Source organism: Pedobacter cryoconitis (assembly GCF_014200605.1).
Classification (GTDB): Bacteria; Bacteroidota; Bacteroidia; order Sphingobacteriales; family Sphingobacteriaceae; genus Pedobacter; species Pedobacter cryoconitis_B.
The window spans coordinates 946057-970948 of record NZ_JACHCE010000002.1 but is presented as its reverse complement, the minus strand read 5'-3'; the positions used below and the strand labels follow the sequence as shown (position 1 = coordinate 970948).

At 37.5% G+C, this 24892-nt stretch carries 25 protein-coding genes and 5 tRNA genes; 2 read left to right on the top strand and 28 right to left on the bottom strand.

What is annotated here, in order from left to right; translation table 11 throughout:
- Positions 1-135: 135 nt before the first annotated feature.
- From rplL to HDE68_RS10230, 18 genes are all read right to left on the bottom strand, one after another.
- On the bottom strand, positions 136-510 hold the full coding sequence (gene rplL / locus HDE68_RS10315) for a 50S ribosomal protein L7/L12 (RefSeq protein WP_183865812.1): 375 nt from the start codon (positions 508-510) through the stop codon (positions 136-138).
- A gap of 67 nt (positions 511-577) precedes the next feature.
- Positions 578-1099 carry a 50S ribosomal protein L10 gene (gene rplJ, locus HDE68_RS10310; protein WP_183865813.1) on the bottom strand — a complete coding sequence of 174 codons (522 nt, stop codon included), beginning with the start codon at positions 1097-1099 and terminating at the stop codon, positions 578-580.
- 2 nt (positions 1100-1101) lie between these two features.
- Positions 1102-1800, bottom strand: a complete 699-nt coding sequence (rplA, locus tag HDE68_RS10305) for a 50S ribosomal protein L1 (RefSeq protein ID WP_068403182.1) — start codon at positions 1798-1800, stop codon at positions 1102-1104.
- A gap of 23 nt (positions 1801-1823) precedes the next feature.
- On the bottom strand, positions 1824-2267 hold the full coding sequence (gene rplK, locus HDE68_RS10300; RefSeq protein WP_037443979.1) for a 50S ribosomal protein L11: 444 nt from the start codon (positions 2265-2267) through the stop codon (positions 1824-1826).
- Between the two features lie 69 nt (positions 2268-2336).
- Complete coding sequence (gene nusG, locus HDE68_RS10295) at positions 2337-2879, bottom strand: transcription termination/antitermination protein NusG (protein WP_041878241.1); 543 nt, start codon at positions 2877-2879, stop codon at positions 2337-2339.
- A gap of 9 nt (positions 2880-2888) precedes the next feature.
- A complete protein-coding gene (gene secE, locus HDE68_RS10290; RefSeq protein WP_183881480.1) occupies positions 2889-3086 on the bottom strand; it encodes a preprotein translocase subunit SecE in 198 nt (65 codons plus the stop codon).
- Positions 3087-3099: 13 nt separating this feature from the next.
- Positions 3100-3170: transfer RNA gene (locus HDE68_RS10285), tRNA-Trp, on the bottom strand.
- Positions 3171-3292: 122 nt separating this feature from the next.
- On the bottom strand, positions 3293-4480 hold the full coding sequence (gene tuf / locus HDE68_RS10280) for an elongation factor Tu (protein WP_183881478.1): 1188 nt from the start codon (positions 4478-4480) through the stop codon (positions 3293-3295).
- Positions 4481-4607: 127 nt separating this feature from the next.
- Positions 4608-4679: transfer RNA gene (locus HDE68_RS10275), tRNA-Thr, on the bottom strand.
- A gap of 78 nt (positions 4680-4757) precedes the next feature.
- Positions 4758-4830, bottom strand: a tRNA-Gly gene (locus tag HDE68_RS10270).
- 16 nt (positions 4831-4846) lie between these two features.
- A tRNA-Tyr gene (locus tag HDE68_RS10265) sits at positions 4847-4929 on the bottom strand.
- 42 nt (positions 4930-4971) lie between these two features.
- Positions 4972-5044, bottom strand: a tRNA-Thr gene (locus tag HDE68_RS10260).
- Between the two features lie 173 nt (positions 5045-5217).
- Complete coding sequence (gene hpf / locus HDE68_RS10255; protein ID WP_041878247.1) at positions 5218-5565, bottom strand: ribosome hibernation-promoting factor, HPF/YfiA family; 348 nt, start codon at positions 5563-5565, stop codon at positions 5218-5220.
- Between the two features lie 15 nt (positions 5566-5580).
- Positions 5581-6465, bottom strand: coding sequence for a tyrosine-type recombinase/integrase (locus HDE68_RS10250; protein WP_183881476.1), 885 nt, complete (start codon positions 6463-6465; stop codon positions 5581-5583).
- 114 nt (positions 6466-6579) lie between these two features.
- The gene (gene rpsU, locus HDE68_RS10245) at positions 6580-6774 is read right to left on the bottom strand and encodes a 30S ribosomal protein S21 (RefSeq protein WP_041878250.1); all 195 of its coding nucleotides are present in this window, start codon (positions 6772-6774) and stop codon (positions 6580-6582) included.
- A gap of 172 nt (positions 6775-6946) precedes the next feature.
- Entirely contained in the window at positions 6947-8119 is a 1173-nt protein-coding gene (locus HDE68_RS10240; RefSeq protein ID WP_221300706.1) for an acyl-CoA dehydrogenase family protein, read from the bottom strand.
- Positions 8120-8281: 162 nt separating this feature from the next.
- A complete protein-coding gene (locus HDE68_RS10235; RefSeq protein ID WP_183881474.1) occupies positions 8282-8809 on the bottom strand; it encodes an adenine phosphoribosyltransferase in 528 nt (175 codons plus the stop codon).
- A gap of 2 nt (positions 8810-8811) precedes the next feature.
- Positions 8812-9702 (bottom strand): ComEA family DNA-binding protein, encoded by an 891-nt coding sequence (locus HDE68_RS10230; RefSeq protein ID WP_183881472.1) that lies wholly within the window; start codon positions 9700-9702, stop codon positions 8812-8814.
- 112 nt (positions 9703-9814) lie between these two features.
- Between HDE68_RS10230 and HDE68_RS10225 the strand changes: the two genes are divergently transcribed.
- Complete coding sequence (locus HDE68_RS10225; RefSeq protein WP_183881470.1) at positions 9815-11566, top strand: lysophospholipid acyltransferase family protein; 1752 nt, start codon at positions 9815-9817, stop codon at positions 11564-11566.
- 168 nt (positions 11567-11734) lie between these two features.
- Here the strand turns inward: HDE68_RS10225 and HDE68_RS10220 are convergent, their stop codons facing one another.
- Positions 11735-12874, bottom strand: coding sequence for a DUF4369 domain-containing protein (locus HDE68_RS10220; RefSeq protein WP_183881468.1), 1140 nt, complete (start codon positions 12872-12874; stop codon positions 11735-11737).
- A gap of 159 nt (positions 12875-13033) precedes the next feature.
- On the opposite strand from HDE68_RS10220, the gene HDE68_RS10215 reads away from it, so the two are divergent.
- On the top strand, positions 13034-13267 hold the full coding sequence (locus HDE68_RS10215) for a DUF86 domain-containing protein (protein ID WP_183881771.1): 234 nt from the start codon (positions 13034-13036) through the stop codon (positions 13265-13267).
- Between the two features lie 103 nt (positions 13268-13370).
- On the opposite strand, the gene HDE68_RS10210 is transcribed toward HDE68_RS10215, so the two are convergent.
- The 9 genes from HDE68_RS10210 to HDE68_RS10170 all read right to left on the bottom strand — a co-directional run bounded on the left by HDE68_RS10210 (position 13371) and on the right by HDE68_RS10170 (position 24890).
- Positions 13371-16700: a TonB-dependent receptor gene (locus tag HDE68_RS10210; protein ID WP_183881466.1), complete on the bottom strand. Its 3330-nt coding sequence runs from the start codon at positions 16698-16700 to the stop codon at positions 13371-13373.
- A 351-nt stretch (positions 16701-17051) separates the two neighbouring features.
- A complete protein-coding gene (locus tag HDE68_RS10205) occupies positions 17052-17576 on the bottom strand; it encodes a DUF962 domain-containing protein (RefSeq protein ID WP_183881465.1) in 525 nt (174 codons plus the stop codon).
- A 61-nt stretch (positions 17577-17637) separates the two neighbouring features.
- Positions 17638-19200, bottom strand: a complete 1563-nt coding sequence (rny, locus tag HDE68_RS10200) for a ribonuclease Y (protein WP_183881463.1) — start codon at positions 19198-19200, stop codon at positions 17638-17640.
- A 261-nt stretch (positions 19201-19461) separates the two neighbouring features.
- Positions 19462-19752 (bottom strand): cell division protein ZapA, encoded by a 291-nt coding sequence (locus HDE68_RS10195; protein ID WP_041878266.1) that lies wholly within the window; start codon positions 19750-19752, stop codon positions 19462-19464.
- A gap of 31 nt (positions 19753-19783) precedes the next feature.
- Positions 19784-20074 (bottom strand): hypothetical protein, encoded by a 291-nt coding sequence (locus HDE68_RS10190; protein WP_183881461.1) that lies wholly within the window; start codon positions 20072-20074, stop codon positions 19784-19786.
- A gap of 54 nt (positions 20075-20128) precedes the next feature.
- The gene (pheT, locus tag HDE68_RS10185) at positions 20129-22528 is read right to left on the bottom strand and encodes a phenylalanine--tRNA ligase subunit beta (protein ID WP_183881459.1); all 2400 of its coding nucleotides are present in this window, start codon (positions 22526-22528) and stop codon (positions 20129-20131) included.
- A gap of 82 nt (positions 22529-22610) precedes the next feature.
- Entirely contained in the window at positions 22611-23309 is a 699-nt protein-coding gene (gene radC / locus HDE68_RS10180) for a RadC family protein (protein WP_183881457.1), read from the bottom strand.
- Positions 23310-23367: 58 nt separating this feature from the next.
- Complete coding sequence (rpsT, locus tag HDE68_RS10175; RefSeq protein ID WP_041878275.1) at positions 23368-23622, bottom strand: 30S ribosomal protein S20; 255 nt, start codon at positions 23620-23622, stop codon at positions 23368-23370.
- Between the two features lie 377 nt (positions 23623-23999).
- Positions 24000-24890 carry a hypothetical protein gene (locus tag HDE68_RS10170; RefSeq protein ID WP_183881455.1) on the bottom strand — a complete coding sequence of 297 codons (891 nt, stop codon included), beginning with the start codon at positions 24888-24890 and terminating at the stop codon, positions 24000-24002.
- Positions 24891-24892: the final 2 nt, after the last annotated feature.

Below are 24892 nucleotides of genomic sequence, written 5' to 3'. Positions count from 1 at the left end.
GTTTAAGAATAAACTATTTGTTTGGTTTGCCGTGAACATCTCACCAACCAAACTTAGATGAAATGTATATAAACAGGTATAGACTCCGACTGTACAGTCGGAGTCTATGTTTAAAGTTATATTAAAATTAAGTGATTACTTAATCTCAACTACAGCTCCAGCTTCTTCTAATTGTTTTTTCAAAGCTTCAGCTTCGTCTTTAGAAACACCAGCTTTTAATTCTTTTGGTGCACCGTCAACTAAATCTTTAGCTTCTTTCAAACCTAATCCAGTTAAGTCTTTAACCAACTTAACAACTGCTAATTTAGAACCACCAGCTTCTTTCAAGATAACATCGAAAGTAGATTTTTCTTCAGCTGCAGGAGCAGCATCACCAGCAGGACCTGCAACAGCAACTGCAGCAGCAGCTGGTTCGATACCATACTCGTCTTTAAGGATTTGAGCTAATTCGTTAACTTCTTTAACTGTTAAGTTTACTAATTGCTCAGCAAACGCTTTTAAATCTGCCATTTTATAGAGTTTTTAAAATTTGACGTGAAAAATAATTTATAATAATATGAAACTTATAAGGTGTTCCTTAACCTTCTCTTTCCTGAAGAGTTTTAACAATTCCTGCGATTTTACCACCACTAGATTTAAGTGCTGAAATAACATTTTTAGCTGGCGATTGTAGCAAGCCAATGATGTCTCCAATAAGCTCTTCTCTTGATTTCAAGCTTACTAATGCATCTAAATGATTATCTCCAACATAGATTGCTGTGTCAATAAACGCAGCTTTCAACTGTGGTTTGTCAGATCCTTTTCTCAAGGCTTTGATCAGCTTAGCCGGACCATTACCTGTTCTTGAGAATAATAATGCTGACTGGCCTTTTAATGCTTCAAAAATACTTGAATTATCGCCTTCCAATCCTTCAATCGCTTTTCTGATTAAAGTATTTTTAGCAACTTGCATTTCAATACCGCTTTCGAAACATTTGCGACGGATGTTGTTAATTTTCTCAACAGATAAGCTTGATGTATCAGCAATATAAAAATTGCCAAAGTCCTGCATCTTCTCTTGAAGAGCCGAAACTACTTCGTGTTTTTCTTCTCTGTTCATAATTAGATCCCTGCTACTGATTTTGTTTCGATTGCGATTCCAGGACTCATTGTAGAAGAAACATGAATGCTCTTAAAATAAGTTCCTTTAGCAGCAGATGGTTTAAGCTTAGAAATTACTTGAAGAACTTCTAATGCATTTTCATATATTTTTTCTGCTGGGAATGATACTTTTCCTACCGAAGCATGAATGATACCACTTTTGTCAACTTTAAAATCAATCTTACCGCCTTTTACGTCAGTTACTGCTTTACCAACTTCGTTAGTTACAGTACCTGATTTTGGGTTTGGCATAAGGTTACGTGGACCTAAAACGCGGCCCAGTTTACCTACTTTTGCCATACAAGCAGGAGTAGTGATAATAATGTCAACATCAGTCCATCCACCTTCAATCTTGGCAACATATTCGTCTAAACCTACGAAATCTGCACCTGCCGCTTTAGCTTCGTCTTCCTTATCAGGATTACAAAGAACTAATACACGTACAGTTTTACCTGTACCGTGTGGTAAAGTAGCGATACCACGTACCATTTGATTCGCTTTACGCGGATCAACACCTAAAGCGATGTCGATATCAACCGAAGCATCAAATTTAGTAGTAGTGATTTCTTTTACCAAAGCAGCCGCATCCTGTAAAGAATACGTTTTACCAGATTCTAGTTTAGCATGTGCCTTTTTTTGATTTTTTGTTAATTTAGCCACTGTTGTAAACTGTTTTTTGTTAATTAATTTGTCCAGGGTGCATCGCCGCTAACGGTGATTCCCATACTGCGTGCTGTACCGGCAACCATACTCATTGCCGACTCGATAGTGAATGCATTTAAATCAGTCATTTTATCTTCAGCAATTGACTTAACCTGATCCCAAGTCACCGAACCAACTTTCTTACGGTTGGGCTCAGCAGAACCACTCGCTAATTTAGTAGCATCCTTTAACTGGATAGCAACCGGCGGGGTTTTGATGATAAATTCGAAAGACTTGTCAGCATAAACAGTAATTACAACAGGTAATACTTTACCAGGCTTATCTTGGGTACGAGCATTAAATTGCTTGCAAAATTCCATGATGTTAACACCTTTAGCACCTAATGCAGGTCCTACTGGTGGCGATGGATTTGCAGCTCCTCCTTTGATTTGTAATTTAACAAGCGCACTGACTTCTTTTGCCATTTTCTGATTTGTTAATTGTAATACTCAATGTTAAAATGTTGGAAGCATGTAACATTTAAGATTTTTATTCTACTCTTTTTCTACTTGCATATAGTTAAGTTCCAGAGGAGTTTTCCTTCCGAAAATCTTAACCATTACTTTTAGTTTTTTCTTCTCTTCGTTAACCTCTTCAATCACACCAGTAAAGCCATTGAAAGGACCGTCCATTACTTTGACGTTCTCACCAACATAGTAAGCTACATTCATAGTCTCACCCTGCTGACTCATTTCATCTACTTTACCCAGGATACGGTTAACTTCTGCCTGACGCATAGGAACAGGATTTCCACCTTTATCCCCTAAGAAACCGATAACGCTATTCACATTTTTAATAATGTGTTCTAACTCACCGTCCAAAGTTGCTTCAATCAAAACATAACCAGGATAAAAGTTGCGTTCTTTTGCAATCTTCTTTCCTTCTTTCATCTGGTAGTATTTTTCCATAGGGATTAATACCTGCGGAACAAGATGAGAAAAACCTAAACGACTGATCTCTGAATCGATGTATTGTTTTACCTTCTTCTCTTTTCCGCTTACCGCCCTAACTACATACCATTTTAGCTGATCGTTCATTTAGTTCTATTAATTAGAAAGTGATTTATAAAAAGTATCTAACACAAAAGTAGATCCCTTATCCATTGCAAAAATAACCACTGCAATAATAAACGAAGCTACCAAAACCAGCACTGCAGAACTTTGCAGTTCTCCCCATGTAGGCCAGGTAACCTTCTGGGTCATTTCCTCATACGATTCTTTAATAAATTGAACTATGCTAGCCATATCTAAGTTTTTGCACGGGAACAAGGATTCGAACCCTGATCAAAGGTTTTGGAGACCTCTATTCTACCGTTGAACTATTCCCGTGTATAAGAATCAACCCCTGAAGGTTAATGTAAACATTTTTGGAACAAAGTATCCAGACTATAACGTCCGGATACTTTGTAATATTATTTAATTGCTTAGTGACCCGAAGGACAGTTAAGTAATTATTTTACGATTTCAGTTACCTGACCAGCACCTACTGTTCTACCACCTTCACGGATAGCGAAACGAAGTCCTTTTTCCATTGCGATTGCGTTGATCAATTTAACATTGATTGTAACGTTATCACCTGGCATAACCATTTCAGTTCCTTCTTGAAGAGTGATCTCTCCAGTAACGTCTGTGGTACGGAAATAGAATTGTGGACGGTATTTGTTAAAGAATGGAGTGTGACGTCCACCTTCTGCTTTTGATAATACATAGATCTCAGCTTTGAAATCAGTGTGAGGAGTTACAGAACCTGGTTTACAGATAACCATACCACGACGGATATCAGTTTTCTCAATACCACGTAATAATAAACCTACGTTATCTCCTGCTTCACCATAATCAAGGATCTTACGGAACATCTCAACACCTGTTACAGTTGATTTAAGATTTTCTGCACCCATACCTAAGATCTCAACTGGATCTCCAGAGTTGATTACACCACGCTCAATACGACCAGTTGCAACAGTACCACGACCAGTGATCGAGAATACATCTTCAACAGGCATTAAGAAAGGAAGGTCAGTTAAACGTGGAGGAATTGGAATGTAGCTATCTACAGCATCCATTAATTCCATAATTTTAGCTACCCATTTCTCATCACCGTTCAATCCACCCAAAGCAGAACCTTGAATAACTGGGATATCATCACCTGGGAAATCATAGAAAGATAATAATTCACGAACTTCCATCTCTACTAATTCTAGTAATTCAGGATCGTCAACCATATCCACTTTGTTCATGAAAACCACCAATGAAGGTACACCTACCTGGCGAGCCAATAGAATGTGCTCACGAGTTTGTGGCATAGGACCATCTGTAGCCGCTACAACGATAATAGCACCATCCATTTGCGCCGCACCTGTAACCATGTTTTTCACGTAATCCGCGTGACCTGGACAGTCAACGTGAGCATAGTGACGGTTAGCAGTTGAATACTCAACGTGTGCAGTGTTAATAGTGATACCTCTTTCTTTTTCCTCTGGAGCAGAGTCAATCGAATCAAATGAACGCGCCTCAGATAAACCAGCATCAGATAACACTTTAGTGATAGCTGCTGTTAAGGTTGTTTTACCGTGGTCAACGTGACCGATAGTGCCGATGTTTAAGTGCGGCTTGCTGCGGTCAAACTTTTCTTTTGCCATGTTTTTATACTTATTAGTAGGTTAACTTTTATTTTTAATTATTGTTTTGATACAATTCAATACAAAAAACCTTGTTGATTCTGCATATAAAAACAGATTTAACAAAGCTTTTTTATCTTTATTCCTGAGCCAACGATGGGACTTGAACCCATGACCTCTTCCTTACCAAGGAAGTGCTCTACCGCTGAGCTACGTCGGCTTTTATTCCCTTCACAATCTTCAATACCGGTCTGGCATTTAAACTGTGACCATCCTGCCGACTGCTCTTTGAATCAAGAGCGAAAGACGAGGTTCGAACTCGCGACCTATAGCTTGGAAGGCTATCGCTCTACCAACTGAGCTACTTTCGCTTTTATTATTATAAAGTGGGGGGAGAAGGATTCGAACCTTCGAAGTCTTGCGACAACAGAGTTACAGTCTGTCCCATTTGGCCACTCTGGTATCCCCCCATTCCCTTAAACCGTCTCATCATAAAGATGCAGGTTTAAAAGAGCCTCCTATCGGAATCGAACCAATGACCTACTGATTACAAGTCAGTTGCTCTACCAGCTGAGCTAAGGAGGCTTATTATTTTATTAAACATTCACAGAACAAACCAACTCTTTATGGGTTAACCCCTGTTCCGAATTGGAATGCAAATCTACAAGAATATTTTATACTTGCAAAACTATTTTCAAAAAAAAACCGGCAGATTGTAATCTGCCGGTTTCATATTTAAAATTCCGAAAAATAGACTCCTAATAATCAGACACTTCATCGGCATTTAATACCGCCTTAAGCTCAGAAACTTTTATTCTATTTTTTTCTTTATGTTTTGTTATTTGCTTTTTTAACGACTCAATTGACAAATCTGTCGCTTCTTCGAAAGACTTGCATTGTTCCTTTGCGAACAAAATTCCGCCCGGAACCATTAGTTTTATTTCACTTATTTTGTTAGCCTCATCGTCTACGTTCTCTAATTTCAAATAAACTTCGCCACTTATGATCTGGTCGTGGAACTGTTCCAGTTTATCAACTTTCTTTTGAATAAAGTCTAATAATTTGTGATCTGCATTGAAATGGATTGATTGAACTGTAATTTTCATGTTGTCCTCCTTTTTTTATGCCTTTGGATGGGCCTGTTTATATATTGATTTTAATCTTTCTATAGAATTATGCGTGTAGACCTGGGTAGCTGCTAAACTCGCATGCCCCAATAGTTCCTTAATCGCATTTAAATCTGCTCCCCTGTTCAGCAGGCTGGTCGCGTACGAATGACGCAACACATGGGGACTTTTCTTATCTTGTGTAGATATATATGTCAAATAACTTTTTACAATCTTATAAATAAAGACCGGGTAAACTGCCGTTCCTTTATTAGTAACGAACAAGTCATCCGTTTTGTTATTAAATTTCTGTAACGATTTTAGCTCAATGTACTCTTTTAGCTGATTAATAAGCTGTTTAGTCACAGGAATAATTCTTTCTTTTTTCCTTTTTCCTAAAACCTTCACAGATTCCTGGTAAAAGTCAATATCTGTTTCTTTCAAACCTAAAAGCTCAGCCAGGCGCATGCCTGTACCAAAAAGCATTTCAATGACCATTTTATCACGTACAGATGAAAAAGTCTCGTCAAAGAACTCTCCTGAGTCCAGCAGATGGTCCAGCTTCTGTTCATCAATAAATACAGGTAAGCGTTCAGGTGTTTTAGGTGCTCTGATCATAGTCATCGGACTGGTCAGAATAATTTTCTGGCGATAAAGATATTTATAGAACCCGCGCAGACTGGATAATTTACGGCCAATAGAATTTGCGCCAACCTTATCTTCCATCAGATGTACAATATAGTCCCTGATATGAACATATTTAGCCTGCTCAGGCTTCATTTCATAAGTTTGTTCAATATATTCATTATACTGTACCAGGTCCGTCCGATAGGCCGTAACGGTATGCAGAGAATAGCGCTTCTCGTGTTGAAGGTAGTTTAGGTAGGATTCTACTGACATTGATTACAATTGTTATCCTGTAAAAGTGAATGTACGCAATTTTGTATATAAAAAGAAAGCGCCATCGGAAAAATCCGACGGCGCTTTAAAATATTTAGAAAATAAAAGAAAAAATTAGATCTTTCCTTCTAAGTGCATATTTTCTTTATAAATCGCGTGCTTAACTAATGTACGACGAGCTACAGATTTTTTCTCGTATGCCTGACGGCTACGTAGTTCTCTCAATACACCAGTTTTTTCAAATTTCTTTTTGAAACGTTTAAGGGCTTTATCAAGTGATTCGCCGTCTTTAATATTAATTATGATCATAACGTTAAAATACCTCCTCTCGTTGTTTTAAGGATTGCAAAGGTAGAACATAAAACCTTATAAAACAAGTATAAAAAAATCCAGTCTACTTTCGTAAACTGGATTGGTAAAATATATTTGGTTAGAATATGTCTTATTGTATGATAACAGCTGTTTTAGATCCAGGCCGTTCTTATTTATTTAATATCTCTCTGGCAATTACAATCTTCTGAATTTCAGAAGTCCCCTCTCCTATAGTACATAATTTACTGTCACGGTAGAACTTCTCTACAGGGAAATCTTTCGTATACCCATACCCGCCAAAGATCTGTACAGCTTCAGTAGCCGCTCTTACAGCAACTTCTGAGGCAAAATACTTAGCCATCGCAGACTCTTTAGTCATTTTCTGTCCGCGGTTCTTCAGATCAGCAGATTGTCTGATTAATAATTCAGCTGCTTCAATTTCAGTAGCCATATCCGCCAGTTTAAAACTGATCGCCTGGAAGCTTGATATCGGCTGTCCAAACTGATGTCTTTCCTGAGCATAAGCCAGTGCCGCTTCATAAGCACCTTTTGCAATACCCAATGACAATGCAGCAATAGAAATCCTTCCACCATCCAGCACTTTCATAGCCTGTTTAAAACCTTCGCCTACATTACCCAGTAAATTAGCTACAGGTACGCGGCAGTTATCAAATATCATTTCTGTAGTCTCAGATGCACGCATCCCTAACTTATTCTCTTTTTTACCAGCCGAAAAACCCGGAGTTCCGCGTTCAACCACAATTGCTGAAATACCTTTAGAATCTCCCTTTTCACCTGTACGTACCATTACTACTGCGATATCACCCGATTTACCATGTGTAATCCAGTTTTTCGCACCATTCAAGACATAATGATCACCGTCTAAAGTAGCCGTAGTCATCATTCTCAAAGCATCAGAACCTGTATTAGCTTCAGTTAATCCCCATGCACCAATCCACTCGGCAGTTGCCAGTTTAGGCAGCCATTTATGTTTTTGTTCTTCTGTTCCAAAAGCAAGAATATGCCCGGTACATAAAGAATTATGTGCTGCAAGAGATAAACCAATAGAACCGCAGACTTTAGCAACCTCTACAATTACGTCCACATATTCCTGATAGCCAAATCCCGAACCACCATAAACTTCAGGGACTAATACACCCATCATTCCCAGCTCACCCAGTTTCTTAAAAACTTCCACAGGAAAAGTCTGTGCCTCGTCCCACTCCATTACATGAGGGCGGATATTTTTTTCCGCAAAATCTTTAACCATACTTCTGATCATCAGCTGATTTTCTGAAGTACTAAAACTGAAACCTGTATTTTCTGCCAACGTGTCTTGCATGTTTTATATTTGAATACGACAAGTATAGAGAATATAAGCTCAAAGCAGCAGTTGAATATTTGCCCGGAAACAGAACGAAATAGTATTCAGTTCATTTTACAGTATAGCACAAGTATAGACCCGCTAAAACGACAGCAATTTAATTTCAAATATTTATAGCTTTTAATAGGAAGCTAAGGCGAAATTGTTTGCAGAAAACGCTTTTAATCTATCTTTTCCGTTTAAAAAGTCAAGCGAGATAATAAAAGAGTAGCCTGCCACAACTGCATCCAGCTTCTCAATCAGTTTAGAAGCAGCAACAACAGTACCACCGGTTGCCAGTAAATCATCATGGATCAATACATGCTGTCCTGGTAAAATTGCATCTTCATGCATTTCAAGTGTAGCACTTCCATATTCCAGGTCATAAGACTGCTGTATAGTTTTATAAGGTAACTTGCCAGCTTTGCGGATGGGTACAAACGGAACATTCAGTAAATTGGCCAAAGACATTCCAAACAGGAAACCTCTGCTTTCAATTCCGGCAACAACATCAATTTTAACCGCCGAAAGCTGCATAGCAAGCGCAGTAGTAATTTCACCGCACAAAACTGCATCTTTTAAAATTGGAGTAATGTCTTTAAAAACGATACCAGCTTTAGGAAAATCGTTTACATCGCGTACCACCTGTTTTATTTTTGTTTCAATCATGATTAAAAAGAAATATACGGAGCTAACTTCTCTATCGTTTCAGCAGATAAAATAGCTACCTTTTTTAAGTCCGCAATATTACCATAATTTCCGTGTTGTTTTCGAAACTGAATGATCGCATTGACCTGTTTATACTTTAAATAGGGGTGATTCTTTAAATCATCAAACATTGCTGTATTCAGGTTAATTCTGGTCAGTGCCTGTTCATCCAGTATCAGCTGATCTTTGATTTCATTATACTTTAAACTATCCAGTCCATATACTTCCAGCAGCTGTTCTTTTTTATAAAAACCACCAAGACGCTGCCGGTAATTAAAAATTCTTCTTGCAAAAGCCGGCCCCACCCCTTTAATTTCCAGCAATTGTAAAGTATCTGCAGTATTCAGTGCGATTAATGCCGGTTTCTGCTTCGCAGGATGCGTATATTCAGGATAAAGATGATGCCCGGGTTCCTTTGTTTTTTCAATCACTATATAAGGTATAAGTTTTTCATAGAGTTTGGGACTGATCACATACATTTTCTGCAGATCTTCCTTTTTAAAATAACGCCCGCCTTTTGATCTGTATCTTAAGATTACAGCAGCTTGTTTAGCAGATAAACCCAGTAACTGCCACTCCTGTGCCCCTATTGTATTAGGATCAAAATTAAAAAGCTTCAAATCTTTACCCGGAACAGAAGGCTGTCTATTCATAACCTTCGGATTCTTTTTGATCATTGTCAATTTTCTGATAGCAGAAGCTTCTGCATGCTGATCCCATTTATCCTCCACAAAAAAATCGTAGACTACCGGAGTCATCCGGATCAATCCGATCAGTCCAAGCATCACCAGTAAGCCATTATATTCTCGTTTGGAGAAATTAAAATATATATTTAGCCATTTTCTCATCTCCATACAATGTACTTCCGTTATTTAAGAATATAAATCTTATTTTTGAGATTGATTCACGCGCGTGTTTAAATTTAGAAGACCAACATGCGTCTGATTCCCCCCTTTAAAAACAGATATGAAGATCATAACCACCAAAGAATTTGCTAAGGCCACTAAAATTGATAAACTCGGTGTTCCGGGACTGGCAGATCTGCTGATGGAAGTCATGAAATTAAACGATATCAATAAAGTTTTCTCCCAAAACCAGCACTTTAATGGTTTAGAGTTTGTAGATAAGATACTGGAAACAATTGGGGTATCTATTGATTTCGATGAGGATGACTTGAAGAACATCCCTAAAACCGGAGGTTTTATTGCAATTGCCAATCATCCTTATGGCGGTATAGAAGGTCTTGCATTAGTCAAGTTATTATGTACTGTGCGTCCCGAAGCCAAAGTCATGGTTAATTTCATCCTTCAGAAGATTCCTAACCTGAATGAGTTTTTTGTTGCTGTAAACCCTTTCGAAAATGTACAGCATTCTTCGAGCATCAGCGGATTAAAAGCAACTTTCGATCTTTTGCAAAATGGTGTTCCAATCGGGATTTTCCCTGCAGGTGAGGTATCAACCTTTAGCCTTGACAAACAGGAAATCACAGACCGTTTATGGCATCCTGTCGTTGGAAAACTAATTGCCCGTGCAAAAGTTCCCGTAGTACCTATTTATTTCCATGGTAACAACGGCGTGCTGTTCAACATCCTTAGTTTCATACATCCTACACTGCGTACAGCGAAATTACCTTCCGAGTTCTTAAATAAACAAGGATTAAAAATTAAAGTCAGAATAGGTAAGCCTATCCATATTGAGGATATCTCCTACCGTAACAATACCAATAAACTACTGGATTTCCTTCGTGCACGTACTTATGCCCTGGGCACAAGTATAGAACAGGAAAAAAAGCTGTTTAATCCAATCAATCTTTTCAAGATCAGAAAAACACCTGAACCTATCATTGAAGAGACTTCAAGAGCAAGTATCGTTGAAGAGATTGATGAGCTGGAAACTTACCGTGTATGGTCAGAAAAAAACTATGAGGTTTATATCAGTCCTTCGGCAAATATTCCAAATGTTTTAAGAGAGATCGGTCGTTTAAGAGAAATCACTTTCAGAGAAGTAGGGGAAGGCTCAAATAAAAAAATAGACCTTGATAATTATGATATCTATTATCATCATTTATTTATCTGGGATAAAGACCTGCAGAACATTGTTGGTGCTTACCGGATTGGAAAAGGTGATGAAATATTAAATACCTTAGGGAAAAGAGGATTTTATCTTTCTGAACTCTTTAAGATCAAAGAACCATTTTACCCTGTATTACAACAAGGAATTGAATTGGGCCGCTCGTGGATCCGTAAAGAATATCAGCAGAAAGCCCTGCCCCTGTTCTTATTATGGAAAGGTATCTTAAAATATCTTTTAGATAATCCGCAATACCGTTACATGTTTGGCCCTGTAAGTATCAGTAATAACTTCTCTAAGTTTTCTAAATCACTGATCGTAGATTTCATTACCAAAAATCACTTTGATTATGAACTGGGACAATATGTAAAACCAAGAAATAAATTCAAGGCAGATTTGTCTGCTATAGATAAAGACCTGCTTATTGAAAGCAGTGATTCATTGAAAGATCTTGATGTCTTGATATCTGACATCGAAAATACGCATATTAAGATCCCTGTATTGTTAAGACAGTATCTTAACCTGAATGCAAAAATCATTTGTTTCAATATAGATCCGAAATTTTCAGATTGTCTGGATGGATTTCTTGTGGTGGATATGCAAAGTATTCCACCAGAGATGCTGGAGAAAATTGGTAAAAACTTTTAAAAAACAAATAGCCCGGACATCCACCCGGGCTATTTTGTTATCAACTAAACCTAAACTTGATAAATACTAACCAAATATTTACATCACAAATATAGAGGCCACATGTTAAGTCATGATTAAGGATTGATTATCTGTATTAAACATTTCTATACATTAATAACACATCGGCTATTTCATATATTCTGCCAGCTGATACTGTAATTCATGGCTATTCAGGTCTTTCAACGCTATTTTTCCATCCGGATCAACAACAATACTTACCGGAGTCCCTAAATTCCCATATAGCTTTGTTGTAGCGAGCGGCCCGGATTTCAGCCCCCATACCTGAACCCATGGTAAATTATTTTCTCTCACTTCTTTCTCCCATACCCTCTTCTTTTTTTCAGGGTCTAAAGAAATACTGATAATCTTAAACTTCTTGTTCTTATACAATCCCGAAGCTTTGCTCATTCTATAGTTTTCTGCTTTAATCAGATCATTACCGGTTACCCAAAAATACAGGACCACGTAGCTACCCCGATAAGCAGATAGTGTAACCGGTTTATGATTGACATCATACAAAGTAAAATCAGGTGCCATAGTACCTACAGCTCCCTGACTCCTGATTTGAATAAGCCTGCCTATACGTAGCCCCTCTTGAGTATTACGCAGTTTTACATCCATAGATCTGTAAGCAGCACCTGTTTTACTCATATCCTTATCAAAACCCATACTAATAATATCTGTCAGCGCATACAGGCTGAATAAAGATTCAGGGTTCTCATCGATAAACTTTAATTGCTTTTCAAAACGTCTGGTCTTAAACCGGTACATATACTCATCAAATTCTTTAGTAAAAGGGTATGAGTTCCATAAATAAGGAGAAATCCTGTTCCGGTAATTTTTATAGGCAGCAGTAACCGTCCCACCTATATATTTATCATAGGCCATATACTGATCATTCCGCTTTGAACCCGTAACCTTTCCCCGTATCAGGGAATCCTGAGCATTCACAGTGATTTCTGAATTATCTAAAAAAAAGGTTAGCTCATCCGTATTATTTTCCAGGTCAATATTATCCTTTCCAACACCATAGCGGTCTAAACTCAAATCTGCAAACCCTGGTTTCTTTACTATACCTTTAAATTGGAAGGTTCCATTCTTTAATATCGCTGAATCCAGGGTCTTTGTTTCATGAGAAACGAAATAGACTTTTGCAGGAGCATTTAGGCTTCCTATCTTTCCTTTGATCGTAAAACCTTTCTGCTGAGCCAATACCGCTCCTGCTCCCACAATGGAGATCAATAAACTTAAAACTATACGCTTCATAAATTCCGTGACTATATCTTTCTATCAGATGAATAAATCATCATTTCGGGTCTAATATAGCAGATTTTGAGGGATAAGGACCGATTTCAACAGCCTGAATTATGTACCCCCTCTAACATTAAATTACTCAAGCATATTCTTTAAGAAACCTCCTTTGTAATTAATTCAACAAATGGAAAAAACAAGGAAAGTGTAATTAATGATCCTATTTTATCAAGAGCAATTGTCAGAAGCTTAGAAATAATTGGCGAAGCAAGCGCAAAAGTTGATCCTGAATTCAAAACACTATATCCTGATATTGAGTGGAGAAAGATCAATTCAACCAGAAATCATTTAATACATGTCTATTTTGGAATAGATTATGATATCGCAGAAATCATTTCAGCGAGCTAATTCTTTAAATCAATTTGATTTTAAAACTGAATAAACAAAAAACCCCTTATCTAAATAAATAGATAAGGGGTTTTAATTATGTTCTCTTCAAAGAGAGTATTTATTAGAAGCTATATCTCAAGCCAAATTGCATTTGGAATCTTGAAGCAAAGAAGTCTTTTGAGTAGTTACTTGCATTATCCTTATTGAAGGTATAAGTAGGGTAAGTAGTAGCGTTACCTGCAGCACCTTTAACAGGGCTCAGACCAATACTTGCCATTGAGTTATACGTATTAGGAGAGAAATACTGAACTCCCCAGTTTTTGTTTAACAAGTTAGTCAAGTTAACAATATCATAAGTGAACGTTAAAGTATGTTTATGTTTACCGTTTTCTATGATTCTGATATCCTGAGTAAAACGGAAATCAAGTTGTGTATTCCATGGAGTACGCGCTGCATTTCTTTCAGTGAAATTACCTCTTCTTGTTTTAAGATATTTATCACCATCAATATAAGAATCAAAAGCTGCTGCTTGTGTCGCTGCAGAAATTGCCGGAGATCCTGCAGATGTACCACTTGGTGGAACTGCTGCGATATCTTTAAAGAAGTTAATAGTTTCGCCCGCTTTAGGAATATAAGCTAAACTTACGTTCTGACCTGTTCCGTTGATTGTAGTATTCAGGAATCCATATGAGTATGGAGAACCAGACTGTGCGCTATAGAACAGAGAGAAACTCGACACATATTTATTCGCTTTATCCCATGCAAATCTATAGTTAACAGTAGATACGATACGGTTACGGATATCAAAGTTAGAGTTAGCTAACTGAGGATTGTTTGGGCTTAAAGCCTGGTTCAACTGCCAGTTAGATTCCATTGAGTTTCTGATACCATTGGTCACATCTTTAGACTGTCCATAAGTATAAGCAGCCATCACATCTAAACCAAAAGGGAAGGATTTAGAAACCTGACCCGTTATACTGTAACGGTAACCTTTACTTGTATTAGACAATAAGTATGCGTTAGTGTATAACGGATTATTCGTGTTACTAGCATTGTAAATTGGTTGCTGATGTTGAGTGTCATAGACTAAATATGTAGGTTTATCTGTAATATTGATCTGTTGGAATTTCAAATCATTGATAACCTTAGTATAAATACCTTCTACAGTAAATTTCCACTGATTCTCAGTTTTATAATCGAAAGCTAAACTTGTTCTCCATGTTTTTGGCATTTTGAAATTGTTATCAATTAAATCTACCTGAGTTTGACCATTTGCATCACTTACATTGATTGGCTTACCATTTTTATCTACTTGTTTAGAAACAAATCCAGCTTCACCATTACCAGTCAACGCATCTCTGATAGGATCGCTTCCAGGAGCAAATGCAACTTGACTTGATTTATTATCATATGCACCATAAGTTACCCCATTATTATAATAAGCATAACCTAACCATGCAAAAGGAACTCTACCAGTAAATAAACCACTACCACCACGCATGATCAGACTTTGATCGCCTAACACATCGAAGTTAAATCCAACACGAGGAGAAACTTGGACCTGTCCAAAGAAGCTATTTTTAATCTGGCTTGGCTGAGTGTAAGTAAAAGTAGTACCATAATTAGGATCAACTGGTGCACCAGTAGTTTTTGAACTTAAAGGTTGTTTGTTTGGCATATCAGCTAAATCAAATCTCAAACCGTAAGTTAGTTTGAAACGATCAGTTACCTGCCATTGATCTTCACCATAAACACTGTACATATTTAACTTGAATTGTGCTGGTGGGTTAGCCATAATGTTATCCCTTGAATTATCAGCATAATTGTAGTTAGTACGAACACGACTAGGAACACCTGCTAAGAAGTCAGGTATATTGGCATAAGCTACACGGCCGTTCCATGAATTCACGAAACCATAAGTAATATTATATAACTCATTGTGTGTACCAAAAGTAAATGTGTGTTTTCCTTTAGTTAAAGTAAAGTTATCTGTAAATTCAAGAGTCTTTTGTTTCATGTTGAAGATACTGGCTTCACGGTCAGTACCTAAAAATATCGTTCCACCATTTGCTCCGCCGATCTCAATTTGAGGTAATGCAGGGTTAGACGTTGGTGTTCTAAAATCATGAATATTTGAATAACCAACTACTAAACTGTTCGACATATCATTGTTGATTCTGCTTTTTAATTCAGCAACAGTTGAACTCTGGTTATTTGTTTGTTTATAATCAATACCACCAAATCTGAAGTTTGACTGGTCACGTTCTAAGTTAGTCGCTTCAGAAGTAATCGTGTTGTTACGGATAGTCAATTGATTTTTATCATCGATATTCCAATCTACACGGTTAAAGAACTTATTTGATCTGGCATAGATTGAATAGTTATCGGTAGCTTTAAATGCACCGGCATCAATACCATATTTGTTTTTCATCAAATCAGATATCTGCTGCGCCTGATCTAAAGTAAGAACTTTCATATCAGGAGAACCAGCTCCTAAGATCACAGGATCCTGACGACGGGTGATCTCCTCATTGGTAAAGAAGAATAATTTATTTTTAATAATCGGGAAACCTAATCTGAAACCAGTCTGGTAATCATGGAAAGCAGAAGGCTCTTTTGAACCATCACCAGTTTTGTTGTTACCAATCAAACTTGCATTACGGCCATAACCATAAACAGATCCCGATACATCATTTGTACCAGAACGCGTTACCGCATTCACACTACCACCAGTAAAGTTACCAATCTTAACATCGTAAGGAGCTAATAATACCTGAACATCCTGAATCGCATCAATTGATACCGGGTTTGTTCTTGTACTGCTACCTGGCATACCAGAACTTCCACTCTGCCCCCCTAATGAAGGACTGAAACCAATAGCATCATTATTAATAGCACCATCAATAGTTACGTTGTTGTATCTGAAGTTGGTACCCATAAAAGAGTTGTCCTTGCTACCTTGTGGCGTAGTACGGGTTAAATCCGTTAAGCTTCTGCTAACTGTAGGCATGTTTTTGATCTGCTCTTCGCCGATCTGTGTACCTGCACCAACTTTAACACCACCTTTTCTACCTTTAACAGTAACCTCACTCAGTTGTTGTCCTTCATCTGTTAAAGTGAAGTCCATACGCTGATCGATACCTAAACCAAGGCTGTTGATTTCTTTTTCCTGTTTGTTGTAACCTACATAAGTAACTGTGATTTTGTAAGGTCCTCCAGGATTTAAGTTATTAATACGGAAATATCCATCAGATCCTGTAACTGCACCATATTTAGTTCCAGTAGGAACGTGTAACACTAAAACACTTGCTCCAGGAATGGTCTGTCCCTTCGCATCTTTAATTTTACCGTTAACGCTTGATGTCGTTACCTGCGCGCTCACACCTAACCCCATAAAAAGGAGGAAGGTTAGCATTACGCAGGAGAGATTAATTGTTAGAAATTTTTTCATTTTTCTTGCTTCTGTTTTTTTTGTAAAACTAGGTGAGCAATGTGACGTTAATATTAATTTCACATTAACGAGCCAATCAGTTAATATCAAATTATAGATGAATTAAAAAAAGATTAAAACCGTATTAAAATGCCTTGTTAAAACGCTAAAACCAGCATACAGAGGCTAAATAATATTTCGCCAGGCTCCCTGTAAGCCTTAAAATAATATTTCCTCAATATTAAGATTACGTTAAGTCGCTACAAATCCGAATATATCGTAAAAAGGAAGCCGCTGAGTGATTACTCAGCGGCTTCCTTTTTAACCTTCCAGACTAACACTGGCATAGCCAGTTAACTAAAACGTGTAGAGTTAATATTTCAATCCAACCTTAAGACAGATGAAATGTAACAACCAGATTGGTCCGATTAACAGAAATTTAACATCCTGTAAAAATGAGGGCTTTTTACCTTCTATTTTGTGTCCAATGAACTGACCAATCCAGGAGAGTACAAAAATCACCGCACAAACCAGCCAAAGTGCAGGTCCGCCTGCCAGTGCCCACTTCTCCAGCTGTACAATAACAAATGCAGCTGCGAAGATCAGCAGGATCATCATATAAGAAAGTACAGGCGAAAGACGGTAATAATAATACCCAGAAAAGGCAATTAAAAAAGAAGCCCAGTTCACAAAGCCATTATATTTTCCCAGAAAACCCAGATAAGGAAAAGGGATAGACCAGATCAGGCCCAATATACTAAATACGATTAAAGGTACACAGACCCAATGAATCAGCTCGTTAGATGGATTCTGATGACTTTCTGAGTAGGTATCAAACAGAATATCTACTTCTTTCTTATGCTCCAATTTTCCCACCGGGGATTTCTGTTTCTTCATACTATAAAAATAAAAAAAGCGATAGAATAATCTATCGCTTCATCAGTATATTTTTTTTAGATTATTTAGCAAAGGCAACCGAACGGGTCTCTCTGATCACAGTAACTTTAATCTGACCCGGGTAAGTCATTTCAGTCTGGATACGGTTAGAGATATCTGCCGCTAATAATTCAGCCTGCTGATCCGTTACTCTTTCACTTTCAACTACAACTCTTAATTCTCTACCAGCCTGGATAGCAAAAGTCTTCTCAACACCAGGATAAGAAAGCGCAAGCTCTTCTAATTCCTTTAAACGTTTGATATAACTTTCAACTACTTCACGCCTTGCACCAGGACGGGCACCAGAAATTGCATCACAAGCCTGTATGATCGGTGAGATCATAGAAGTCATCTCGATTTCATCATGGTGGGCACCGATAGCATTACAAATTTCAGGATGTTCTTTATACTTCTCTGCAAGCTGCATACCTAAAATAGCGTGAGGCAATTCAGGGTTATCATCAGGCACTTTCCCTATATCGTGAAGTAATCCTGCACGTTTAGCCATTTTAGCATTCAAGCCTAATTCTGCTGCCATTGTTGCACAGAAGTTAGCTACCTCACGGGAGTGATGTAATAAGTTCTGTCCATAAGAAGAACGGTAACGCATACGTCCAACCATTCTGATTAACTCAGGGTGCAGACCGTGAATACCTAAATCGATTACTGTACGTTCACCGATTTCGACAATCTCATCTTCAATTTGTTTTTTGGTTTTAGCAACCACCTCTTCAATACGTGCAGGGTGGATACGTCCGTCAGTTACCAGACGGTGTAAAGCTAAACGGGCGATCTCTCTTCTTACCGGATCAAAACCTGAAAGGATAATCGCCTCAGGAGTATCATCCACAATAATCTCAATACCGGTAGCAGCTTCAAGCGCACGGATATTTCTTCCTTCACGTCCAATTACACGACCTTTGATCTCATCACTTTCAATATGAAAGATAGATACCGTATTTTCAATTGCCGCTTCAACAGCAGTACGCTGTATGGTTTGGATCACGACTTTTTTAGCTTCTTTAGTTGCAGTAAGCCTGGCCTCGTCAACGATATCCTTTACCTGGATCATTGCCTGCGTTCTGGCCTCCTGTTTCATATTTTCAACCAACTGGTTTTTTGCTTCTTCAGCACTTAATCCTGCGATTGTTTCCAGTTGCTTCACATGCTGATTTTTCAGCAAGTCAACTTCTTCTTGTTTTTTAATGGCAATATCAGTCTGTTTCTCCAGGTTTTTCTTGCTGTTATCCAGTTCCTGTTCCTTGCGGTTCATGTTTTCCAGACGCTGGTTTACAGATTGTTCTTTCTGTTTAATCGCATTTTCACGTTGGTTTACCTGATTATTTTTAGCGTTTACTTCCTGCTCATGCTCAGTTTTTAATTGCAGAAACTTCTCTTTTGCTTCCAGTAATCTGTCTTTCTTTAAAATCTCAGCGTTACTTTCAGCCTCTTTTAAAATTTTCTTCACCTTTGACTGTGCTGCAATCTCCTGTTTTTTTAACAGGCTGCGCAGTAAATATCTGCCCACCAGTATACCAACAACTAAGCTGGCCAGTACATATCCAATTATTCCTATTATTTCCATTTTAATTTATATATATAAACGTGCATAAACATCACTTAATCCTGTATGCTCATGCAAGCCTCTCATTACCATTGTTCAATTTTAACTTAAAAAAAAACCGCTGTTAAATTTTATTTCCCTGTCTTACCGCTCTAAATACATGCAACGATTAACAGCAGCTGATCCCAGCTACCCTGCCTGCATTTAAAGATTACGAAACAATGAAACTAAAATTTAACAACGGTTAAATCTTTATTACGCTTTTGAAATTAAAGGACGATCCTATTTGGTAAAAAAATCGTTCAGTAAACTATCTAATTCTTCAACTTTTTCAGCTACCGCAGTATCTTGATCCTGCACTTTATTTTCTACCCTTAATACAGCCGTTGCATAATGCAACACCGCCATGGATAGCAAATCCTGTTTATCTCTGACCGCATAATTTTCCTGATAGTCCTTTATACGCTCATTAATAATTTTGGCTGCCCGCCTTACAATTTCTTCCTCCTCCATATTCACTTTTAAAGGATAAATACGGTCCGAGATAGTTATTTTTATCGAGATTTCTCCCATTTCTTAGCTTTGTTTCAATTTCGTGTAATCCCTATTTTTTAAGCAACACTACACATTTATCGATTTCACGCACAAAATCGTTAATTTTTTGCTTTATATCAAGTGTCTTTTCGCTTGTTCCTTCAATACTTTTCGCCAATTTAAGTACTCTCATCTTTTCATCAAGATCTGAGTTTTTAATTTTAGCAGCATTCAAGGCTAATTTTACAGATGAATTCTCCTGCTTTAACAACTCATTTTCCTCTTGTAATGCATTACAGAGCTCGATAAGCCGAGCTGCTTTAAGTAATACTGAATCTAATTGTTCTGCAACCGAAGACATCTTTTATTTAAAAATTGATAGTATTTATAATATTCCTAAAAGTAACAAATAAAATTACTTTCTTATCTCTGCTTTCGCACTTTGGGCTAAGTTAGCTATAATCTTTTGCATAACTGCATCAATCTGCTTGTCAGTTAATGTCTGCTGCTCATCCTGCAAGGTAAAGTTCAATGCATAAGATTTTTTGTTCTCAGGTAATTTATCACCCACATAGACATCAAATATCTGAACATTCTTAAGCAGTTTCTTTTCTGTTTTGAAAGCTATAGTTTTCAAAGTATCAAAAGTAACATCCGTATCTACCAGCATAGAAAGATCTCTTCTTACTGCAGGGTATTTAGGGATTTCTTTACTGATTACCTTGTTTTTTCTAACGATATCCAATAATAAAGCCCAGTCAAAGTCTGCATAATAAACATCCTTATCCACATCCGCCTGTTTTTTATCTGCCGCTGTTACCGCACCAAAACTTACAATCGGCTGTGGCCCTCTGAAATATTTCAATCCGAAAGCAAAGTTCTCATCACTGATTTCCTCAGTCTGGTAGTTTGTAATTCCCAATCTGCCGATCACTGCATCCACTGCAGCTTTTAAGTTGTAGAAACTTACCGGAGCAGGTTTCTGATTCCATTGTTCTGTCTGATCAGATCCTGAAAGCACAAGCAATAATCTTGGACGTTCAACATACTTCTCATTTATCAAATGATAAGTTTTGCCAAATTCATAGAATTTAACATCCCCGTTTTTTCTGTTCTGATTATAGGCAACACTTTCCAGTGCCGGCATCAGCAAACTCTGACGCATCACATTCAGATCTGAACTTAAAGGGTTTAAAATCCTAACTACTTCTTCTTCATTTTTAGAATAAACACCTTTAGTTAAAGAGTTACACCAGATTTCAAGATATCCGTTAGCTGTTAACATATCAGCAACCACATGTTGTGTCTGCTCTCTGTCTGGCTTGGCAGAAAATGTCAGTGAAGCATTGATCTTACCTGGAATCTCAATATTATTATATCCGTAGATTCTTAAAACTTCTTCGGTGATATCACATTCACGGGTAACATCTACTTTAAAGCTTGGAACTTTTAAAGATAAACCTTCAGGAGTTTCAGCAGCAACCGTAATACCCAGTGAGGTAATAATTGCTTTGATTTCCTGATCAGGAATAGCCGCACCAATCAGTCCGGTAATATTTTTATAAGTAACCTCTACATCAAAAGGAGCAACTGGTTCTGGATATAAATCAGAAATCACAGAAGATATCTCTCCTCCCGCCAGTTCCTGGATTAACAGTGCAGCAAATTTTAAAGCTGTAATTGTCATTTCCGGATCAGTACCACGCTCATAACGGAAAGAAGCATCAGTTTTCAGGCCATGTCTTTTCGCTGTTTTACGTACCGATACTGAATTGAAATAAGCACTCTCTAAAAATATATTTTTAGTCTCAGCACTTACACCAGAATTCTTACCTCCGTAAACCCCGGCAATAGTTACAGGTTTCTCTGCATCACAGATCATCAGATCTTCTGCAGATAATTTACGTTCTACACCATCCAGAGTTACAAATGGAGTTCCTTCAGCAACCTTTTGTACAATGATCTTATTACCTGCCAGCTGATCTGCATCAAAAGCATGAAGCGGCTGGCCTAAACCATGCAGTACATAATTGGTAATGTCTACTATATTATTAATCGGGCGTATGCCGATAACTTTTAATTTATCCTGTAACCAGTCAGGAGAAGTCTTAACTGTCACCCCACTGATTGAAACACTGCTATATCTAGGGCAGGCAACAGCGTCAGCTACTTCAACTGCAACAGTCAGGTTTTCATTAGCTGTTTTAAAAGAATCAATCTCCGGCATTTTCAAGTCGATTCTCAGGTAAGCTGCTAAATCTCTTGCCACACCTAAATGTGAAGCTGCATCAGCTCTGTTTGGCGTTAATCCTATTTCAAAAAGGTAATCATCTTCCATTTTGAAATAGTCTTTAGCTGGCTGTCCGATAACTGCATCTTCAGCAAGCACCATAATACCGGCATGAGAACCTCCTAAACCGATCTCGTCTTCCGCACAAATCATTCCTTCAGAAACTTCGCCTCTGATTTTTGATTTATTGATTTTGAAAGGCTCACCTTCATTCGGATAAACTGTTGTACCAACAGTAGCCACAACAACTTTCTGGCCTTCTGCTACGTTTGGCGCACCACATACAACTTGTATTGCTTCTGCTGCCCCAACATTTACAGTAGTAACCCTCAGCTTGTCCGCATTGGAATGTTGAACGCATGTAAGCACATGGCCTATCACTAATCCTTCCAGACCGCCTGCCACCGGTTGTACTTTTTCAAGACTTTCTACCTCCAGACCAATATTGGTCAGTATCAGTGAAAGCTCCTGTGGGTTAAGGTCAGTTTGTATGAATTGTTTAAGCCAGTTATATGATATCTTCATGTTATATTTTATTCTAAAATGCAAAGATATAAAATAATGCTTTGCAGTATATTTATTAGGACAGAAACATAGGGAATTGGTATTAAATAATTTCCTGATCGGCCATACTAAAGAACTCTGTATTGGTAATAATCAGGTGATCAAGTATCGGTGTATCCATCAGCATCCCCGCTTCAACCAGTTTTTTGGTCACAGCAACATCTTCTTTACTGGGCTGACAGTTACCTGAAGGATGATTGTGTGCGAGAATGATATAGGCCGCTTTCATTTTGAGTGCCTTTTCAAAAATGATTTTAGGATCAACGGCTGTGCTGGCTTGTCCACCCTTACTGATCATATGCTTACAAGTCACAAAGTTAGCTTTATTCATAATCAGCATCCAGAATTCCTCGTGGTCCAGATCGGCCAGTACAGGCCGGAGCAGATCAAAAGCATCATTGGAAGAATGGATCTGCTGTAATTGAGCGGGTGCCTGCTCTCTTCTTCGCCGTCCGAGTTCCAGGGCAGCAATAATTGACAATGCCTTTACTTTACCTATTCCTTTAAACATAGTCAGGTCTTCGACCGAAACTCTGCCCAGTAAATCAAGGTCATTGCTATAATTATAAAGTATCCGCTGTCCAACTTCTACAGCCGTCTCACTTGTATGCCCTGAACGGATTAGAATTGCAATTAACTCTGCATCCGACAAGTGTCTTCTGCCATTCAGAATTAACTTTTCACGTGGCCGCTCGGCCAGTGCTAAAGATTTGATATTCAGATTTTGTTCATATTTTACCATAAACAAAAAAACGGGATAAGCCAAAGCCTATCCCGTTTACAATATTGTAAAGTTATTACTATTTTAAGCCGTTAACAAATTTAGTTAACTTAGATTTGTTGTTTGCAGCTTTGTTTTTGTGAATAACATTTTTCTTAGCTAAACGATCTAACATAGAAATCACTTTAGGCAATAACTCCTGACCTGATTTTTTATCTACAGATGCACGTAATCTTTTAACAAAAGTACGAGTAGTTTTTGCTTGGTATCTGTTACGTAAACGTTTAGTAGCGTTTGCTCTGATTCTTTTTAAAGATGATTTATGATTTGCCATTTTTTAGTATAATAATATTTTTATATGTAAAGGCCTGATAATTAAAAACAAACCTTGTTTATCCTTTTTCGGACTGCAAATATAGAACTTATGTTTTTAATATGCAAAACGATATCACAAATATTTAAAATAATTTTGATTATAGCTTAATATGAAGTAGAGGGGGCTTTCCTCCCTAATATCCGGTGATTGACCCCTGATCATATATATTCTATTTCACCTGACACTTGCGCAAACAGAGTGGCTAATTCATATAACTTATCTAAAAATAAGTGAATTTAGCCCATTCTTTATGTTGTCAATTATATATTCGAGCCGATTATACAGATTAATCGGCTTAACAATCAAAAACAGTATAATATATAAGACATTAAAGCTTACATAAAAATAAAATCATCAACATCCCCATATTTATCACACCAGTAATCTGCCCAAAGATGAAAGCCTTCTTCCTGGGTATGCTCTTTAAGAATGAGTAACCGCTTAGCTACTTCAATTGGAGTGAACCCAGGACCATTAATAGTTAACCAGGCGTGTCCCAATTCCCGCTTTTGTATATACTGATCAAATAATTCCTTTTTATTTGATCCTGACCTTAACCACTCAGGTATATTTTCAACTGTTTCGTATGGAGACTTCTTCTTAAATAAGCTGAAACCCCCTTTTTTTTCTACATAACCGATCCATTCTTTATGGGCAATTTCACAGTAGCAGGCATTGTTCAGATTTTTTTGAATTAGAAAATCGTTATTTGTGGGTGAAGTTCCTTTATACAAGCCCTGTTCAGATTCAGTGAAATAACCAATCGGCCTGAAATCAGAAAAAGAAGGAAGATCAGAATTATTAAACCCGTCATTTTTACTTAATTTAAGAACTAAATCTGGGGGAGCAGATGATTTAAAGTCTCTTCTCACTTCATCTAAATGCCCCTCCTCAAACAGATTATCATATTCTTCAATTAGCAGGCTATCTAAAAATTGATCTGCAGTTAGCGCAAATTCACCAACTTCAAATTCTTTAGCAAAATCCATATCACCATAAGAGCGGCCACGCTCAACAAACCAATGGTTTATAATGCCGTATGAAATTGGAGTACTGTCATAATTTATAACTATTGGAATAAAAAATGGCGGTTGCGGGAACGATTTGTCTTCATTGAATTTACCGAAATAATTATACCCACTATATTCGCTATATAATGGAATCCTTCCCATAGCCAAATCTATTATTCTTTGGTCTACTTCTAATTTTTTTAAAACCTCTTCCATTA

Coding starts and splice junctions, on each gene's coding strand:
- rplJ (WP_183865813.1), bottom strand. CDS start 1,099: ATGAACAGAGAAGAAAAACACGAAGTAGTTTCGGCTCTTCAAGAGAAG.
- pheT (WP_183881459.1), bottom strand. CDS start 22,528: ATGAAGATATCATATAACTGGCTTAAACAATTCATACAAACTGACCTT.
- tuf (WP_183881478.1), bottom strand. CDS start 4,480: ATGGCAAAAGAAAAGTTTGACCGCAGCAAGCCGCACTTAAACATCGGC.
- HDE68_RS10170 (WP_183881455.1), bottom strand. CDS start 24,890: ATGGAAGAGGTTTTAAAAAAATTAGAAGTAGACCAAAGAATAATAGAT.
- rplK (WP_037443979.1), bottom strand. CDS start 2,267: ATGGCAAAAGAAGTCAGTGCGCTTGTTAAATTACAAATCAAAGGAGGA.
- HDE68_RS10210 (WP_183881466.1), bottom strand. CDS start 16,700: ATGAAAAAATTTCTAACAATTAATCTCTCCTGCGTAATGCTAACCTTC.
- HDE68_RS10250 (WP_183881476.1), bottom strand. CDS start 6,465: ATGTCAGTAGAATCCTACCTAAACTACCTTCAACACGAGAAGCGCTAT.
- HDE68_RS10225 (WP_183881470.1), top strand. CDS start 9,815: ATGAAGATCATAACCACCAAAGAATTTGCTAAGGCCACTAAAATTGAT.
- rny (WP_183881463.1), bottom strand. CDS start 19,200: ATGGAAATAATAGGAATAATTGGATATGTACTGGCCAGCTTAGTTGTT.
- HDE68_RS10205 (WP_183881465.1), bottom strand. CDS start 17,576: ATGAAGAAACAGAAATCCCCGGTGGGAAAATTGGAGCATAAGAAAGAA.
- HDE68_RS10235 (WP_183881474.1), bottom strand. CDS start 8,809: ATGATTGAAACAAAAATAAAACAGGTGGTACGCGATGTAAACGATTTT.
- rpsU (WP_041878250.1), bottom strand. CDS start 6,774: ATGATCATAATTAATATTAAAGACGGCGAATCACTTGATAAAGCCCTT.
- rpsT (WP_041878275.1), bottom strand. CDS start 23,622: ATGGCAAATCATAAATCATCTTTAAAAAGAATCAGAGCAAACGCTACT.
- HDE68_RS10240 (WP_221300706.1), bottom strand. CDS start 8,119: ATGCAAGACACGTTGGCAGAAAATACAGGTTTCAGTTTTAGTACTTCA.
- secE (WP_183881480.1), bottom strand. CDS start 3,086: ATGGCTAGCATAGTTCAATTTATTAAAGAATCGTATGAGGAAATGACC.
- HDE68_RS10220 (WP_183881468.1), bottom strand. CDS start 12,874: ATGAAGCGTATAGTTTTAAGTTTATTGATCTCCATTGTGGGAGCAGGA.
- HDE68_RS10190 (WP_183881461.1), bottom strand. CDS start 20,074: ATGTCTTCGGTTGCAGAACAATTAGATTCAGTATTACTTAAAGCAGCT.
- radC (WP_183881457.1), bottom strand. CDS start 23,309: ATGGTAAAATATGAACAAAATCTGAATATCAAATCTTTAGCACTGGCC.
- rplL (WP_183865812.1), bottom strand. CDS start 510: ATGGCAGATTTAAAAGCGTTTGCTGAGCAATTAGTAAACTTAACAGTT.
- HDE68_RS10230 (WP_183881472.1), bottom strand. CDS start 9,702: ATGGAGATGAGAAAATGGCTAAATATATATTTTAATTTCTCCAAACGA.
- HDE68_RS10195 (WP_041878266.1), bottom strand. CDS start 19,752: ATGGGAGAAATCTCGATAAAAATAACTATCTCGGACCGTATTTATCCT.
- hpf (WP_041878247.1), bottom strand. CDS start 5,565: ATGAAAATTACAGTTCAATCAATCCATTTCAATGCAGATCACAAATTA.
- nusG (WP_041878241.1), bottom strand. CDS start 2,879: ATGAACGATCAGCTAAAATGGTATGTAGTTAGGGCGGTAAGCGGAAAA.